The organism is Nocardia sp. CWNU-33 (assembly GCF_046764895.1).
GTDB lineage: Bacteria > Actinomycetota > Actinomycetes > Mycobacteriales > Mycobacteriaceae > Nocardia.
On record NZ_JBKOQN010000026.1, the window covers coordinates 1 to 14509 of the forward strand.

15 protein-coding genes and 1 pseudogene are annotated in these 14509 nt (G+C 64.3%); 9 read left to right on the forward strand and 7 right to left on the reverse strand.

Annotated elements, in window-relative coordinates; genetic code table 11:
- Positions 1-1061, forward strand: a 1061-nt coding sequence (locus ACLMAL_RS28230) for a 3-oxoacyl-ACP synthase III family protein (protein ID WP_412001861.1), incomplete at its 5' end; no start/stop codon positions are given.
- A gap of 545 nt (positions 1062-1606) precedes the next feature.
- Here the strand turns inward: ACLMAL_RS28230 and ACLMAL_RS28235 are convergent.
- Complete coding sequence (locus ACLMAL_RS28235) at positions 1607-2641, reverse strand: hypothetical protein (RefSeq protein WP_412001862.1); 1035 nt, start codon at positions 2639-2641, stop codon at positions 1607-1609.
- A 457-nt stretch (positions 2642-3098) separates the two neighbouring features.
- Here ACLMAL_RS28235 and ACLMAL_RS28240 point away from each other — a divergent pair, with 457 nt between their 5' ends.
- Entirely contained in the window at positions 3099-3473 is a 375-nt protein-coding gene (locus ACLMAL_RS28240; RefSeq protein ID WP_412001863.1) for a DUF4913 domain-containing protein, read from the forward strand.
- Positions 3474-3544: 71 nt separating this feature from the next.
- The gene (locus tag ACLMAL_RS28245; protein WP_412001864.1) at positions 3545-4261 is read left to right on the forward strand and encodes a metal-dependent hydrolase; all 717 of its coding nucleotides are present in this window, start codon (positions 3545-3547) and stop codon (positions 4259-4261) included.
- Between the two features lie 532 nt (positions 4262-4793).
- Here ACLMAL_RS28245 and ACLMAL_RS28250 read toward each other — a convergent pair.
- Complete coding sequence (locus ACLMAL_RS28250; RefSeq protein WP_412001865.1) at positions 4794-5174, reverse strand: MerR family transcriptional regulator; 381 nt, start codon at positions 5172-5174, stop codon at positions 4794-4796.
- A gap of 29 nt (positions 5175-5203) precedes the next feature.
- Here ACLMAL_RS28250 and ACLMAL_RS28255 point away from each other — a divergent pair, with 29 nt between their 5' ends.
- Positions 5204-6124: an NAD(P)-dependent oxidoreductase gene (locus ACLMAL_RS28255; protein ID WP_412001866.1), complete on the forward strand. Its 921-nt coding sequence runs from the start codon at positions 5204-5206 to the stop codon at positions 6122-6124.
- A gap of 281 nt (positions 6125-6405) precedes the next feature.
- Positions 6406-7392, forward strand: a complete 987-nt coding sequence (locus tag ACLMAL_RS28260; protein WP_412001867.1) for an SMP-30/gluconolactonase/LRE family protein — start codon at positions 6406-6408, stop codon at positions 7390-7392.
- 112 nt (positions 7393-7504) lie between these two features.
- Here ACLMAL_RS28260 and ACLMAL_RS28265 read toward each other — a convergent pair whose 3' ends face one another.
- Positions 7505-8599: a hypothetical protein gene (locus tag ACLMAL_RS28265; protein WP_412001868.1), complete on the reverse strand. Its 1095-nt coding sequence runs from the start codon at positions 8597-8599 to the stop codon at positions 7505-7507.
- 95 nt (positions 8600-8694) lie between these two features.
- Between ACLMAL_RS28265 and ACLMAL_RS28270 the strand changes: the two genes are divergently transcribed.
- Positions 8695-9492, forward strand: a complete 798-nt coding sequence (locus ACLMAL_RS28270) for a HugZ family protein (RefSeq protein ID WP_412001869.1) — start codon at positions 8695-8697, stop codon at positions 9490-9492.
- Positions 9493-9547: 55 nt separating this feature from the next.
- Here ACLMAL_RS28270 and ACLMAL_RS28275 read toward each other — a convergent pair whose 3' ends face one another.
- The 4 genes and pseudogenes from ACLMAL_RS28275 to ACLMAL_RS28290 all read right to left on the reverse strand — a co-directional run bounded on the left by ACLMAL_RS28275 (position 9548) and on the right by ACLMAL_RS28290 (position 11381).
- Positions 9548-9919 carry an MmcQ/YjbR family DNA-binding protein gene (locus ACLMAL_RS28275; protein WP_412001870.1) on the reverse strand — a complete coding sequence of 124 codons (372 nt, stop codon included), beginning with the start codon at positions 9917-9919 and terminating at the stop codon, positions 9548-9550.
- Positions 9920-10276: 357 nt separating this feature from the next.
- Positions 10277-10378 (reverse strand): annotated as a pseudogene (locus ACLMAL_RS28280) (haloacid dehalogenase-like hydrolase); the annotation flags it as partial.
- A gap of 138 nt (positions 10379-10516) precedes the next feature.
- A complete protein-coding gene (locus ACLMAL_RS28285) occupies positions 10517-10909 on the reverse strand; it encodes a hypothetical protein (protein WP_412001871.1) in 393 nt (130 codons plus the stop codon).
- A 43-nt stretch (positions 10910-10952) separates the two neighbouring features.
- Positions 10953-11381 carry an organic hydroperoxide resistance protein gene (locus tag ACLMAL_RS28290; protein WP_412001872.1) on the reverse strand — a complete coding sequence of 143 codons (429 nt, stop codon included), beginning with the start codon at positions 11379-11381 and terminating at the stop codon, positions 10953-10955.
- 186 nt (positions 11382-11567) lie between these two features.
- Here ACLMAL_RS28290 and ACLMAL_RS28295 point away from each other — a divergent pair, with 186 nt between their 5' ends.
- The 3 genes from ACLMAL_RS28295 (at position 11568) to ACLMAL_RS28305 (ending at position 14240) form a co-directional block, all read left to right on the forward strand.
- Complete coding sequence (locus ACLMAL_RS28295; RefSeq protein ID WP_412001873.1) at positions 11568-12266, forward strand: alpha/beta fold hydrolase; 699 nt, start codon at positions 11568-11570, stop codon at positions 12264-12266.
- A gap of 9 nt (positions 12267-12275) precedes the next feature.
- Complete coding sequence (locus ACLMAL_RS28300) at positions 12276-12953, forward strand: winged helix-turn-helix transcriptional regulator (protein ID WP_412001874.1); 678 nt, start codon at positions 12276-12278, stop codon at positions 12951-12953.
- A 117-nt stretch (positions 12954-13070) separates the two neighbouring features.
- The gene (locus ACLMAL_RS28305; RefSeq protein ID WP_412001875.1) at positions 13071-14240 is read left to right on the forward strand and encodes a PQQ-binding-like beta-propeller repeat protein; all 1170 of its coding nucleotides are present in this window, start codon (positions 13071-13073) and stop codon (positions 14238-14240) included.
- The last annotated feature ends 269 nt before the right edge of the window (positions 14241-14509 follow it).

Genomic DNA, 14509 nt, shown 5'->3' on the forward strand with positions numbered 1-14509 from the left:
ACCTGGTGATGACCAATGAACGCCTACTCGACATGTTCCCCGGACCACGTAACAACCCTTGGACGCCAACGGAATTCGAGCAGAAGACCGGCATCAGGCAACGTCGATTCAGCGTCGATCTCGACGACAAAACAGGTCGCGCCGTGTTCCCGCCCGGTTACGGCGAGCCACCCGGCCCCGCCGGGATCCTCGCCGAAAACGCACTGCAGGAGGCGCTGACCACCGCAGGCATCGACGCAAGGGAACTCGACGGCCTCATCATCGGTTGCTGCACCCCAGATCTACTGCACTTCGGCACCGATGCACAGTTGCTGCATCATCGGCTCGGCATGCGCCCCGACGCCACCGTGCTACAGACCGACATCGGTTGCGGCGGCGCCGTCTTCTGCCTGCAGTGGGCCAAGGAAATGCTTCTGAGCGGCATCCGCAAACGGATCGCGGTGGTCATTACTCACACGATGTCACCACTGTTCGACAGCGAAATGTATACCGGCAGTGTTACGTTCGACGAGAAAGAAGTCGGGGCATTTCTCACGCCGCTCCTGTTCGGAGACGGTGCAGGCGCAGTGATTTTGGAGGCCACCGACGACGACAGCAACTCAGGGATAGTGTCATCCCTGGCCGTCAACGAGCACTACGAAATCACCCTCAGGCCCGGGGGCGGCAACCTACATCCACCCGGCCTGCCGAATACCGCCCTGTCCGACCATGCGTTCTACATCACCGGAAAGCGGGTTGCCGACGCCTACGTACCGGTCATGAAGAAATCCATCGACCACGCCCTCGCGGATGCTCGAATGGATGCCGACGACATCGCGCGCTTCTATCCGCATCAGTCCAACCTCCGGCTCATCGAGCGACTCATGGATGCCGCGAATATGCGCGAAGATCGAACAGCCACCAATGTCGAACGGTACGGAAACACCGCAGGCGCCAGCGTTCTCATCCTCCTCGCCGAAGATGTACGCGCCGGAACCGTCACCCTTGGCGGTGGCGAGCCGATTGTCGTCGCCGCCATCGGCGCCAACCTCCAATACGGTGCACACGTGATACGACTGTAGTAACCAGAGTGGTCGCGGGCCGCCCTATCCCCTCAAATCGTCACCGTGACATTTTGAGGGGATAGGCCACAACGACCAGGGGAGAAGTGCATCATCGCACCAACCGCATCAACGGCTCGCCGATCAACAGCCCTGGCAACATCCGCACAGTCACCAGCCAACAGGTGACAATGATGAATTTCCGTCGCAACGCGGATTTGACAGAAAGATTTCCATTCGGCGAATCCGAAGACGACACCGATCGACCGGCACACATTTCATCCAAAGCCGTGTTGGGCCCGAGATACCTACCAAAACCCAGGCAATCGACCACCAAAAGGGGTGACAAACAATTGAGGAGGACACCCCTTCCGACACCTTCTTGTAACGCCGATAATCAACATTATGTCAACTAAACCCCTTCACTATTCTGGAAGTACTGGCTGCGTGCTCTCGTCACAAGGTGATAGACCTTGACCGGTTCAGCATCCCGTTAGCTGATACAGCTCGCTCAGGGATGCCGTGCATCATGTGGACCATGCCGTTCGGCGTCCTGCGGTCCCGGATCACGAAAGTGTGTCCGCCAGCTCCGCATGCAAATCGAACAGCGCGGTGATCTGGTCGGCTGACCGTCGGCCCATGCCGCACTCGGTGGCGATGCCGAAGTCCGCGACGGCGGTGCGGGCGGCTTCGATCCGACGCACTGCGCCGTCTCGACCGTCGGTAGCGTGCACCAAGCCGAGGTAGAGATCGGTTTCGGGCGGCAGGTCGAGATCGGCGAGGGGTTTGAAGTAGTCGGCGTCGGCCCGCGACCGCGGGACCGGCATGTGGATCCAATCGACGCGCCTGCCCAGCCCGGAAAGGATGCGGGTCGCGACCGAGGCCAGCCGCCCGGTATCGGTGGGTTCGGCGAAGTGGCGGTGGCCGAAGTCGCCGTAGCACAGGTGGAATCCGAGTTCGACCGGTTCGGGTACCGCGGCGCCCAACCGGACCAGCCGCTGTGCGACTTCCTCGAGCTGGGTCGGATAGTCGCCGCCGAACCAGGACGGGAACACGCCTTCGAAGATGGCGAACTCGACTGCGGTATCCCATTGCACCGCAAGGTCTTCCGCCGGGATGCCGTCGACGATACGGGCCAACTCGCTGCGCAGCTGCGCCTCGTACCTGCCCTCCAACTCCCCCTGCGGTCCCGCGACGAACGCCCCGATCACCGCAATCGGCGTCGGCAGGCACACCTGGAATCGGGAGCCCTGCGGGATAACGCCTTCCTCCCGCAGGCGCCGGAAGACCTGCCATGACTCCAGGGCAGCGTCGGCATAGCCCAAGGGGCCGAAGTTGATTGATGCCGCGTCGACACCCGATTTGGGTTGCACTCGTTCACTTGGCCCGTATTCCGGGCTCGGCGGCGGAACGGTCTCCAGGTCCGGGTGTGCCTGCATCTTGGGCAGCTGCCACACCACCCAGTTGTTGCGCACTCCCGTCTCACCATCCGGAATGCGCTTCAGGCGAGAACCTATCCGCTGTGCTGCTTCCGAGAACACCGTCTGCGCATCCGCCAACGGAACGCTGCCGCACAGATGAACTCCGCGACCTCTACCCACCGCAATCTCCCTACACATCGCCTACCACTGGTCGAGCCGACCTGGTCGAAACCGGATTGTTGCCGCGCACCGTCCCGCTCGGTGCGACCGGGCGACGGTGCGCAGTCGGGTCACAGGCACGCGACGAGGTCGCGCTACGCGATGCAGCGTAAGCGCGGCCATGCAATGAGGTTCCCCACATTTGGGAAGTAGTCGAGCACCCGCTCAGCCCCGGAATGCGGCGATGTTGCGGCGGACGAAAGCCGATCGCAGGCAGGGATGCGAAAGGCCTCGTGCGTGCTCAGATCGACTGCAGAGTTCGGGGATTGGGCGCGATCCCGGTAGAGCTTCGGCGAGCACCCTGACCCACGTCAAGGGATACCGGACTCCGCCCGACGTGGCCGGAACGGTATGAAAGCAGCCGAGATTCGTCGCTACCCTCGAAGGTGGCTGGATCTACCACAGGTACGGGGGACGAATGAGTGACGAGCAGAGGCCGGCCTTGTTCGGCTCCGTTGTCGAGTTCGTCGAGAGCTACTTGACACTGATCTATCAGCGCGACATCGACATTCACGCGTGGTGCCCGGAATGGTGGCAACACGCCGAGGCCGTTGTACGCCTGGATGCGCTCTGGAGAACGTGGGAGTACTACCGGCTCGATGGGAACACCGGGCTCTCGGTGTGGTTTCTCGACCATGCCGATGCTCATATGGGCGTCCTACTCAGCCTCGACGGTCCGTTCAGCGGCTGCTCGGTCCGCAAGGGCCACTCCGCCAAGGTACCTCCCCTGCCACTGGAAGCCCCCCCTCTCCCGAACATGTTCCGATCTCCGACTCTCACCCGAGACGACTAGCAGCGGGCGGCATTTCATCACCCCCACCAGCGCTTATCCGAAAAGTACTGTGGTCAACTAACGTTCATGCGGTGCTAGGACATTCTCATGCGACCAGTGGCGCGTTTGCCTGGTCGGTAGCGGCCGCGACCTTGCCCGTATCGGCGATGACGTATCCCGTATTGACAAGTGCGGACGTGCATCTCGGCCCTGTCGACATACTGTTGGGCGTCTTTCTGACGGCGGGCGCCGCGCTCCTGCCCGATGCCGACCACCCCAACGGCACCATCGCCCACGTGCTCGGACCGATTTCGTACTACCTGTGCCGATTCATCTCATGGATATCGGGCGGGCACCGCCATGCCACGCACTCGTTCGCGTTCGTCGTCGCCGTGGCATACGGGACCTGGGCAGGCGAACACTGGCTCGGACGATACTTCACCCTCGCACTCGCCTTCTTCCTTCTGGCCCTCGCGGTACGCGCACTACATATCTGCCCCTCCGGTGACAGCATCAAAGCGTGGGGCACCGTGGTGATCCTCGCCGCCGCGGGCACCTTCGCCATGGACCACTGGATCACCGACAAACCGGTCTGGCTACCGTTCTCCGTCGGCCTGGGTGCACTCGCCCACCTGGCGGGCGACTGCCTCACCGACCGCGGCTGCCGCCTGTTCTGGCCTTTCCCGCTGCGCACCCGCGTGCCGATCATCGACCGCACCGGCAATAAGGTCGAAACCTGGGTTCTGTCACCATTGTTCACCCTCGGCGCCCTTTCGGCGCTCTGGTACGTCTTCACCACCAGCCCCTGACCGCCACCGGCGTGGCGACTGTCTTTCGTGGACCGGTCGGTGGTCCACGAAAGACAGCGCCTGTCGGCACAGCCTGGCCGACTCGAAAACCCGCGCCTCCCCCGCCGTACCAACAACGGCGATGGGCGCCCCTGTCTGCCTTTGCTTTTCTTTTGATGGTGACGTTGTGGATGTTGGTGACGACGTCGTGGTGACTCTATGCAAAGATATGCATAGGCCAATATTGACATGCGTTTTCGGTCGAGTGGTCGGGTCGCATTGACTGGAGCCTCGCCCTGCCGTGCAGCTTCCATCCCGTCGTCAACGGACTGCGAACTCGGCATCGACTGCTCTCCCCCTGTTGGTAGATGAGCCCTCCCTTCGCGCTTCCCTCCCCAACCAATCGGCTAGCGCTCCCCTGCCCCACACCCGCAGGAGATCGGCACGGGACCCACCCTAGCGACGCCACTTTGGCGTAGTCGATCGATATGCCGTTCCGGCACTGGCTGATTCATGCTGCGGGACCTACTGCCGCGGCCTGCGCACGAGTCGATCACCGTGTCGGGTCGCACACGATGGCAGGCGCTCGTTCGGCTGCGTCCAGGTAGCTGCGCAACGCTTGACGGTTCTGAGTGAGTGCGTCGATGCGTTCGTCGAGTCCCCGAAGGCGTGCCCGGAGTACGTCGAGCAACTCGGTACATGGCGCGATGTCAGGGCCTGCGCCGGTCGCGCAGGGCAGCAGGAGACCGATGTCCTCGGTCGAGAGTCCCGCCTCGAGCAGCCCTCTGATCTGGGTGACGGTCAGGATGGCGTCCTTGGTGTACTCGCGGTATCCGTTGGCTCCACGGCCGGGCTCTAGCAAACCCTGGGATTCGTAGTAGCGCAGTAGATGCGTGCCGACTCCGGTGTGGCGGCTCAGTTCCCCGATCAACACCGTGGCTCCTCCTTGACCTTCATACCGATATGAAGGTTGATGATACCGACATGACCGATAAATCGACGCCCGACTCCAACGCCGGCCACGCGCGGGTCACTGTCATCGGCCTCGGGCTCATGGGCCGAGCTCTGGCTGAAGCGTTCTTGGCAGCTGGACACCCGACAACCGTATGGAACCGCTCGGCCACCAAGGCCGAACCGCTCCTCGCCCAAGGCGCCACCCTTGCGGGCTCGGTCCGTGAAGCCGTCGCAGCAAGCCCACTCGTGGTCATCTGCGTCACCGACTACGAGGCGGCACGCAAGCTGCTCGACCCATTGGGGGATGTGCTCGCCGACACGGTTCTGGTGAACCTGACCTCGGGCACCTCCGCCCAGGCGCGGGAGACCGCCGAGTGGGCAACCGCGCGAGGCGCGTCCTACCTCGACGGCGTAATCCTGGCTATTCCCCCGGCCATCGGTACCGCAGACGCCGTTCTCCTCTACAGCGGTCCACAGCCGGCCTTCGACCACCACGAGGCGACCCTGCGGAGCCTGGGAGCGAACACCACCTACCTCGGCGTCGATCATGGCTTGTCCTCGTTGTACGACATGGCGATGCTGAGCATGATGTGGAGCGTTTTGAACGGATTCCTGCACGCCGCTGCCCTGCTCGGTACCGCGCAGGTCGACGCGGCAACAGTCGCGCCATTCCTGAACAACGGGATCGGCAGCATGACCGAGTGGATCACCGCCTACGCGGACCAGATCGATGCAGGCAAGTTCCCTGCCGAGGACGCCACCATCGACACCCACCTGGCGTCGATGGAGCACCTCGTCCAGGAGAGCGAGACACTCGGTGTCAATGCCGAACTTCCCAGGTTCGTCAAGATGTTGGCCGACCGGGCGGTGGCACAGGGTCGCGGCGGCGACGGCTACGCCGCGATGATCGAGCAGTTCCGAAAGCCATAGGCATGAGCGCTGCACCATTCGATATGACAGTGGACCGCGTGCACGGCACCACGATTCGTTAGCAGGCTCGCCGACCGAATCCACACCGGTACGGACGTAGCAGGGGCGGCCCCCTCCCCGTCTTTGCTACGTCCGGCGGAGCCGGACGGTTGATGTTTCGTACCAAGTTGCTGACATGTTTGAATGCGCATATCTACGTATGATCATGTTTTCTGTAGATCCATTTCGGCCGGAAGGAGACGCCTCTCGGGCTAACCTGGGGCATGTTTGCTGGTTCGACGATGCAACCCCACCGCTGGACGCCGCCGCAGGCGCTCCCCCGCGCTCGTGAAACGCGCAGCGCCACACCGCTCCCCCCGGTTTCCCGGCTGGAGGTGTCGAGCGCCGGCCCCGAGGATGTGGTACTCGCGCCGGATGGGCGGGTGCTCGCTGGGGTCGACGACGGGTCGATCCTCAGCATCGACCCGTCCGACGGGGACGTGCGCCAGCTCGCGAACACCGGTGGCAGACCGTTGGGGCTGCATGCTGATGCGGACGGCTCGATACTCATCTGCGATGCGACGCGCGGACTGCTGCGGCTGGATCCCGATGGCAGCCTCGAAATTCTCGTCGACCAGGTCGACGGCGAGCCACTCTCCTTCGCCAGCAACGTCGTTCGCGATGACGACGGCACGATCTACTTTTCGTCGTCATCGCGCCGCTATCGCCTTGATCAGTGGATGGGCGACATATTGGAGCATTCCGGCACCGGCAGGCTGCTGCGCCGCGATCCGTCGGGCGCGGTCGAAACTCTGCTTGACGGACTGCAATTCGCCAATGGGGTGGTCCTGTCCCCCGATCGTTCGTGTGTGGTGGTTGCCGAGACGGGCGCATATCGTGTGTCGCGCTATTGGCTCACCGGACCCAAAGCCGGCACCCATGATTATCTCGTCGAGAACTTGCCAGGTTTTCCGGACAACATGGGTCTCGGTAGCGACGGACTCGTCTGGATCACCCTGCCCTCTCCTCGAAATCCATTGCTGGACTGGCTATTTCCGCTGCCAGGTGTGCTGCGAAAGATCGTGTGGACGTTGCCGGCGTGGTTGCAGCCGAAACCGCCGAAGACGGTCTGGGTGATGGCCGTCGACTTCGACGGCAATGTCGTGCACGATCTTCAGATCGAAGGCACCAATTTCTCGATGGTCACCGGCGTTGTCGAGCACGAGGGGATTCTCTATCTGGGGAGTCTCACCGAGTCCGCGGTCGGTGTGACGGGGGTTCCGTCCTGACCAGAGCGTGGTCCCCCGTCGAACCGACCAGGTAGCTGTTGGTGTGCCCGGGCACTCTCGGGTTCATCGCGCAGGGTGTGCGGATGTGCCGCGAGGGTGTCCGGGCCCGCGGTCAGAACAGTTGTTCGGGGTGGGCGTCGGCTTCGCTGCGGACGTCGGCGGCGAATCGGGCTTCGATGTCGTCGGGGTCGCCGGAGTTGTGAGCGGTGTAGAGCAGCAGGCAGCCGCGGATGCCGTCGAGGAGGTCTTCGAGCAGGTCGAGGGCGGGGCGGACCGGGTCGAGGCGGCTGATGCGGAATTCGGCGAGCAGGGCTTCGCGGGTGTCGTTGTCGAGGTCGAATTTGCGGGCTTGTTCTTCGATTTCGGCCACTCGGCTGACGACGGCCCATGGTGCGGGCACGTGTCCTTCCGAGACGGACACGGCCTCGGCGATCAGGTCGACGACGATGTCGGTGGGTGTCTCGCCTCCGCCGAGGCGTTCCAGCACCATGGTGGGGGTTTCTACCTGCAGCGCTTCGATGTCGTCGGCTTCGACGACGACATCGACGGTCGGTACGCCTGCCAGTTCGCCCGCGACCTCCGCGGCGGCGTCGAGCCAGTGTGCGGCAGCGACCGCTGCGGAGGCGGGGTCGAGTTCGGTGAACAGTTCGATGGAGCCGAGTGGGTCGGCGCGCAGCAGTTCGTCGGCAGCTTGGACCTGGGCAGGTGAGACGTCGGGTCTGGACAGCTCGACTGCTTGGCGTGCGCGTCCGGTGAGGTCGCCGAGTTCGGCGGATTCGATGGCGGCTTGTTCGGTGATGACTTCGGCGAGGATTGTGTTGCGCAGTTCGAGGTCGTCGATGCTGTGCAGGGTGCGTCCGACGCGGTGCGCGGATTCGACGACGCCGCTGTAGGAGACGAGCAGGCCGTGGTCGGTGGGCAGGTTAGGGGTGCGGATGGCCGCGTCGACTTCTTTGAAGTTTCTGCGTTCTTCGGCGCGGCGCCAGGCTTCGCTATTGGGGATGTCGGGATCGCCTGCGGCGCTGGCCGGGTGTGTGTAGGTGCGCCATTGGAACCGGGACAGGGTGGTCAGATTCGACGCCAAACTGGTTGCCTGGTCTGGGCTTATCGGGGGCAGTGCGGCCACCGTCGCCGCGAGATCGCCGCGTCCGGTCGCCCAGATGGCGACTAGTGCGTTGCGGTCTGCGTCGATTGCATATCGGGTCACATCCGCAAGTCTTGCCGATTGGGCGTGGTTGCGCGCGCGCAATCCTGTCCATCCCGCTGCGGTGACCGGCGTTTCTCCATGGCACGCTGGGGAGTATGACTCTCGATCACGGTGATCCCGGCGACGCGCCTTCGGTTCCGCAGCCGACCGCGCCGGTGGCGAATTCCGCGCGTCCGTCTGCGGCGGAGGAGGCCAGAACTGTTGCGGCGGGGACGAATACGGGGACGTTGGCCAGCCTGAGTGCGGATGGTTCGCCGTGGGCTTCGTTCATCACCTATGGCTTGTTGGATGGTCAGCCGGTGTTGTGTGTGTCCAGGATGGCGGAGCACGGCCGTAATCTGGCCGCGGATGCACGGGCCAGCATTGCGGTAGTGGAGCCGAATCCGCCTGCCGATCCGTTGGCGGGGACGCGGATCACTCTCGCGGGTGTCGTCGAGCAGCCGGTGGGTACGGAGGCCGAGGCGGCGCGCCAGGCGCATCTGGCGGCGGTGCCTGCGGCGAAGTATTACATCGACTACAACGATTTTGCGGTGTGGGTGTTGCGGGTGCAGCGGATTCGGTGGGTCGGCGGGTATGGGCGGATGGATTCGGCGACGGCCGAGCAGTATGCCGCTGCCGCGCCGGATCCGGTGATACCGGTTGCCGCTGCGGCGATTACGCATCTCAACGATGATCATGCCGATGCGCTGTTGTCGATGGCCCGGGTGCTCGGCGGGTATCCGGATTCGACGGCGGCCAGTTGTGAGCGCGCGGATCGGTACGGGCTTGATTTGCGGGTTGTGACACCGCGTGGGGTGGCGCGTACGCGGGTGGGTTATGCGGTGCCGTTGGATTCCATCGATGGGTTGCGGGCGGCGACGGTCGAGTTGGCGCGTCGGTCGCGCGAGGGCTGAGCGCGGCGGTCGGCACCTGTGCTGGGTCGGAATGCGGGCGGTGTTGGGTGTGGCTTCATCGGGTCCGAGGGTGGGGTGTCGATTGCGCCCAGTCGGGGACTTCGGCGACCAGTTCTTCGGGAGCGGATAAGCGCCAGGCTTCGAAGACCAGTTCGGACAGCTCGTCGGCCTCGATGCCTGCGAGGGAGACGACTACCCAGCCGAATCCGCCTGCGGTGAACTGTACTTCGAAGACTTCGGGCCTTTCGGACACCAATGCCAGCTGTTCGGACAGGGTCTGCTTCAGGCCGACGGTTTCGGTCCGCGGCCAGTAGTAGCCGAACCGCTTGCCGCGGACACTGAAGGTGGTGTACTTCTCGCCTTTGGCGCGTTGCACGTCGACGAGCGCGTCGATGATTCGGAAGAATTCTTTGTTGTGTACGGCCACCGCGGACCCCTTACACACAGTCCGCCGCAGCGGCCTTGGCCGATGCCGCACCGATCGGGAGGTAGGCGATCGCGTAGGCGCGGCGCAGCAAGGTGATCGGCATGGACCAACTCAACCACATCCTTTGGTGTGTCCGGACATCTTGGCCCCGTGGTGTGGTCGCCCCGCAGTTCCTCGGTGCAAACACTGCGCTCTCAGTTCGTCCAGCGTCGCTGTGACGTCATAGATCATCGGCACCTTCCCGCACGTCTGATCAGAACACCGTCGTCCAGTCGTGGTTGATGCTGACCACGGTCCAGCCGTGGGTATCGGCCAATTCGAGCGCCTTCTCGGCTCCCGCGATGTAGTCGTACTCGCGGGCATCGGCTTCTCACACCACAGCGTGCCGTCGTTGTCGAAGACCGCGACCTGGTCCTCGGATGGGACGCCCTCGGCCGTCACCCGCTCGACGAAACCCACGACGGCCGCCTTGGCGCCGCCGTCCCGCCAGCTGAGAAGCGGAGCGTCGGCGGGGGTGCGCTCTTCCCTTTGATTTCAGCAGTATGCGTACCAGCCTCGCGTCTTTCGGTCATGGTGCTGCCCCTTCGACCCATTCCGTCATCCCGGGAGCGTCACCTCGGCCTGGTCCTTGTCACTGCGCGGCCCACGCCAACTCGGATGCCGCAGCCCTTCCCCGGTGAACTCACGAAATTCGATGTCGCCGACCAACTCCGGGCGCACCCAATGCACGCCGCCCTCACGGCCTCGGCCACCGACGGTGGCGTCGAACGGCATGGCAGCGGCGGCGAGTTCATCGAGCCGAGCCCGCAGGCTACGACGAGTGGCCATGCTGAAGCCGGTGCCGACGCTGCCGATGTAGGTGAGCAGCCCGTCCTTGTCGTGCGCAGCCAGCACGAGCGACCCGAACGTCGGCGCCATCATCCCGGTGCCCGGCGTCCACCCGATCACGATCGCCTTCGTGGTCTTGCGGATCGGGGTCTTGATCCACACCGGCGAGCCGATACCCCCTTTTCTACCGGGTGCTGGGGCGAGGTCACAGCCGGGTGCCGTTGACTACCAGTGCCACATCGATGTTGTCGCGTGTGGCGTTGGAGTACGGGCAGACTTGATGGGCTGCTTTGACCAGCTCGACCGCCTGCTCATCGGTGACCGAGGGCAGCGAGATCCTCATTTCGACGCCGAGCTTGAAGCGGCCGCCGTCGATCGGGATCAGCGAGACCGACGAGTCGATCTGCGCATCGTTCGCCTCGAGCTTGCCGCGCTGCCCGACCAGAGCGAGCGTCGTGCCGAAACACGCGGCGTACCCGACCGCGAAGAGTTGCTCGGGGTTTGTCCCCTCACCGTCGCCGCCCAGTTCCTTGGGCTGCCGCAGGTCCAGATGCAGTCGCCCATCGGATGTATGCCCGTGGCCGATCCTGCCTCCAGCGACGTGCGCCTCCGCCGTGTACAGCGCAGTGGTCATCGTTGAACTCCCTTCGTAGGCAACAGAACAGAATTTGTCACTTCTAAAACAAGAAGTCAATAGATTACTATCCGGAAGATCCGATGATCGGAGAGAAGATGCTGAAGATCGACTATTGCGTGTCGATCCAGGCCCTATTCGCCGGTACCGACCAAGTCATGCCCTGCTGCGCAAGGAGAATCACCAGTGACCACATTCGTTCTCGTACACGGCGCCTGGCACGGCCCCTGGGCCTGGGACCGCGTCACACCGCTCCTACAGGCCGCCGGGGCGCACACACTGACCCCCGATCTCGGTGCCGACGGCGACCGCGGGCTGCACGATCATGCCGCCGCAGTCATCGCAGCCCTCGACACCGTCTGCCGGGACGACGAGCTCGTGCTGGTCGGGCACAGTTACGCGGGCCTGGTGGCCCGGGAGGCAGCCGACGCGCGCCCCGACACTGTCGACCACATCGTTCTCGTGGACGGCTGGGCAGGGGGCAACGGTGCCAGCCTGTTCAGCTTGGCTCCCGCCCGCTTCGTCGAGGCGATCCGCGCCGCGGCCGAGGCATCCGGGGACGGACGGCAGATCCCAGCGCCGCCCCCCGCCGCGTTCGGCATCTTCGCTCCCGACACCGCGGCTTGGCTCGCCGCACGGCTGCTCCCGCAACCACTGCGCACCTTCACCGAGCCCACTCAGTTGACCGGAGCCGTCGACCGAGTTCCCGGAACGGCCATCTATTGCCGACCGAAGACCTACCCCTTCGGCCAATTCGGCGCGGCCGCCGGATACCGGACCCTCGCGGTAGACGGCCCGCACGACGTCATGCTGACCGACCCGGAACCACTCGCCGACCTGCTCCTGACAGCGCAGTCATTCAAGAACGAGAAGCGCGAAGTCTAGAGTGATGAAGTGGAGCAGCGAACGTACAACCAGTACTGCGCGACCGCGCGCACCCTCGATCTCGTCGGCGAGCGTTGGACGCTACTGCTGTTGCGCGAACTGCTGACCGGACCCAAACGGTTCGGCGACCTCCAAACCGGCCTTCGCGGCCTCGGCACCGGTCTCCTCGCCGCCCGCCTGAAACACCTGGAACGCGAGGGCCTGGCACACAAGATCACACTCCCGCCGCCCGCTCGCACCCCCGCCTACGCCCTCACCGAGGCCGGTGAGGAACTCGGGCCCGCGATCCTCGCACTGGCACGATGGGGGCTGAAATGGACAATGGGTGAACCACAACCCACCGAAACGTTCCACCCGGGCTGGGCGGTCCTCGGCCTGCAAGCCTGCTTCAATCCTCAGGCCGCCGCCGGACTCCGCGCAGTGTATGAGTTCCGCATCGACGGCGAAGTCTTCCACGCCCGCATCGATGACGAGACGATCGAGACACTGCACGGACCCGCCCAGCATCCCGACGCGATCATCACCATCAGCGAGTCTGCGTTCCTCCGCCTGACCAGCCAAACCCTCACCCTCGCCGAGGCGATCAAAACCGGTGCCGCATCCGTGAGCGGCGACGAAGAAGCCCTGCGCAGGATCAAAGGTCTGTTTCGCCTCCCGCAACCACGCACCCGAAAGACAGACCGGTAAGCGGTGGGCGACCAAACGGTCGGACCGAGTCCACGCGGAAAACCGCGATTCGGTCTGCCGCTGCTGCGACAGCGTCCGGATTGGCCTCTGCGACAAGACCGCTCGTGACGAACAAACGTGGCAGCGCCGCAGAACCTGCACAGCTACTACGGCTACGGCTCGCCGATGGACGCCGGGACGATGATCGTCGCGGCAACCGCGGTGCCCGGGGGGCCGAGGCCCGGCGAAAATGTGGGACTGACCGTCGGACCGGTGCGAATGCACGGCATCGATCCGGACACCGGCCAGGTGCGATGGACGACCGATGTCGGCGTACTCCTCGGCTGCCGTGAGCAGGTATTCGACGGACTCCTCTCCTGCCACGGCACCCATCGAGTGTTGATCATCGAGGCTGCGACGAGCGCAATACTCGGGGACCATACGACGGACTTCGAGCTCACGGACGGGACGGCGCGGGACGGCGTTGTTTCCGTAACCGGCCGCACCGCGGACTGGATGACCGCCGTCGTCGCCCGAGGGACCGTTTCCGATATCGACGCGACCTGGCGGCGGACGTATCCGACACCTGTTCCCGGCGACCCGGTCACTCCCAAGATCGACGTGCTCGCGCAGGACTACTTCCTGGAGGGGCACGACCGTGGCGTTCGCGTCTACGATCTGCGCACCGGCGAGCCGCTGTTCACCGGACCCGCTGCCTACACCTTCGACGGCGGCATTGTCGCTGCGCAGGTGATCGAACGCAGCGGGAGCGCGGGAAGGGTCACGCTTCTCGATCGCAATCGCCACCCGATCACCGAGGTAAGCAACGCCAGCTTCATCTTCGAGTGGTATCCGACTGCAACCGCGACGCCGCCGTCGATCCTCACCGGCGAGAGCGCCTACGAGCGAACGACAGGCCGAGTCCTCTGGACCAATGCGCAGATCGGCATCGACGAGTACAGCGGACGCACGAGCGCGATAGAAGGAGTAGTGGATAACACCGTGATCGTCCGATCGCTCGATGGATCAGAGCTGGCCGGTCTCGATCTCACTGACGGACACCGAATATGGCAGCAGCCGACGCCGTTCTCGAACACGTTGCGCTACGACGGCATAACCGACGCAAGCCACCTTATCCTGACCGACGGCACCACCGTGCACGCGATCGACGCCGGAGACGGTTCGACCGCCTGGTCGATGCCGTTACCGCCCAGTGGTAGGCCCAGCTTTCGCTCGGCGGTGAAGGCACTGGGTGGTCGCATGGTCACGGTGACCGCGCATGAATTCACCGGATACGCTGCGGCATAATGTGACTCGAGCATTCGGCGGCAGCCTCATCGGCGGTACATATCAGGATCGGACTGCAGCGTGGATCGTTGCGAATTCGGAATATTCCCTGCAGCTTTCACGGGTGTCCCCCAGCGCGCGGAGTGGAGTCGATGGCACGCGAACGTGTCAGTGAACCATGGTCGGTGCTCAGCCGCAGATACTGGCCGCTGCTGTGCGGCTGCCAGCGTTCGTAGAAATCGGTCACGCTGTCGTCAGCGACCAAACCGACGTGCGGAATAGCTCTCGCG

Bases quoted from the DNA above. Each gene is read 5' to 3' on its own strand.
- ACLMAL_RS28240 (WP_412001863.1), top strand. From the start codon at position 3,099: ATGAGTGACGAGCAGAGGCCGGCCTTGTTCGGCTCCGTTGTCGAGTTC.
- ACLMAL_RS28255 (WP_412001866.1), top strand. From the start codon at position 5,204: ATGAAGGTTGATGATACCGACATGACCGATAAATCGACGCCCGACTCC.
- ACLMAL_RS28260 (WP_412001867.1), top strand. From the start codon at position 6,406: ATGCAACCCCACCGCTGGACGCCGCCGCAGGCGCTCCCCCGCGCTCGT.
- ACLMAL_RS28270 (WP_412001869.1), top strand. From the start codon at position 8,695: ATGACTCTCGATCACGGTGATCCCGGCGACGCGCCTTCGGTTCCGCAG.
- ACLMAL_RS28290 (WP_412001872.1), bottom strand. From the start codon at position 11,381: ATGACCACTGCGCTGTACACGGCGGAGGCGCACGTCGCTGGAGGCAGG.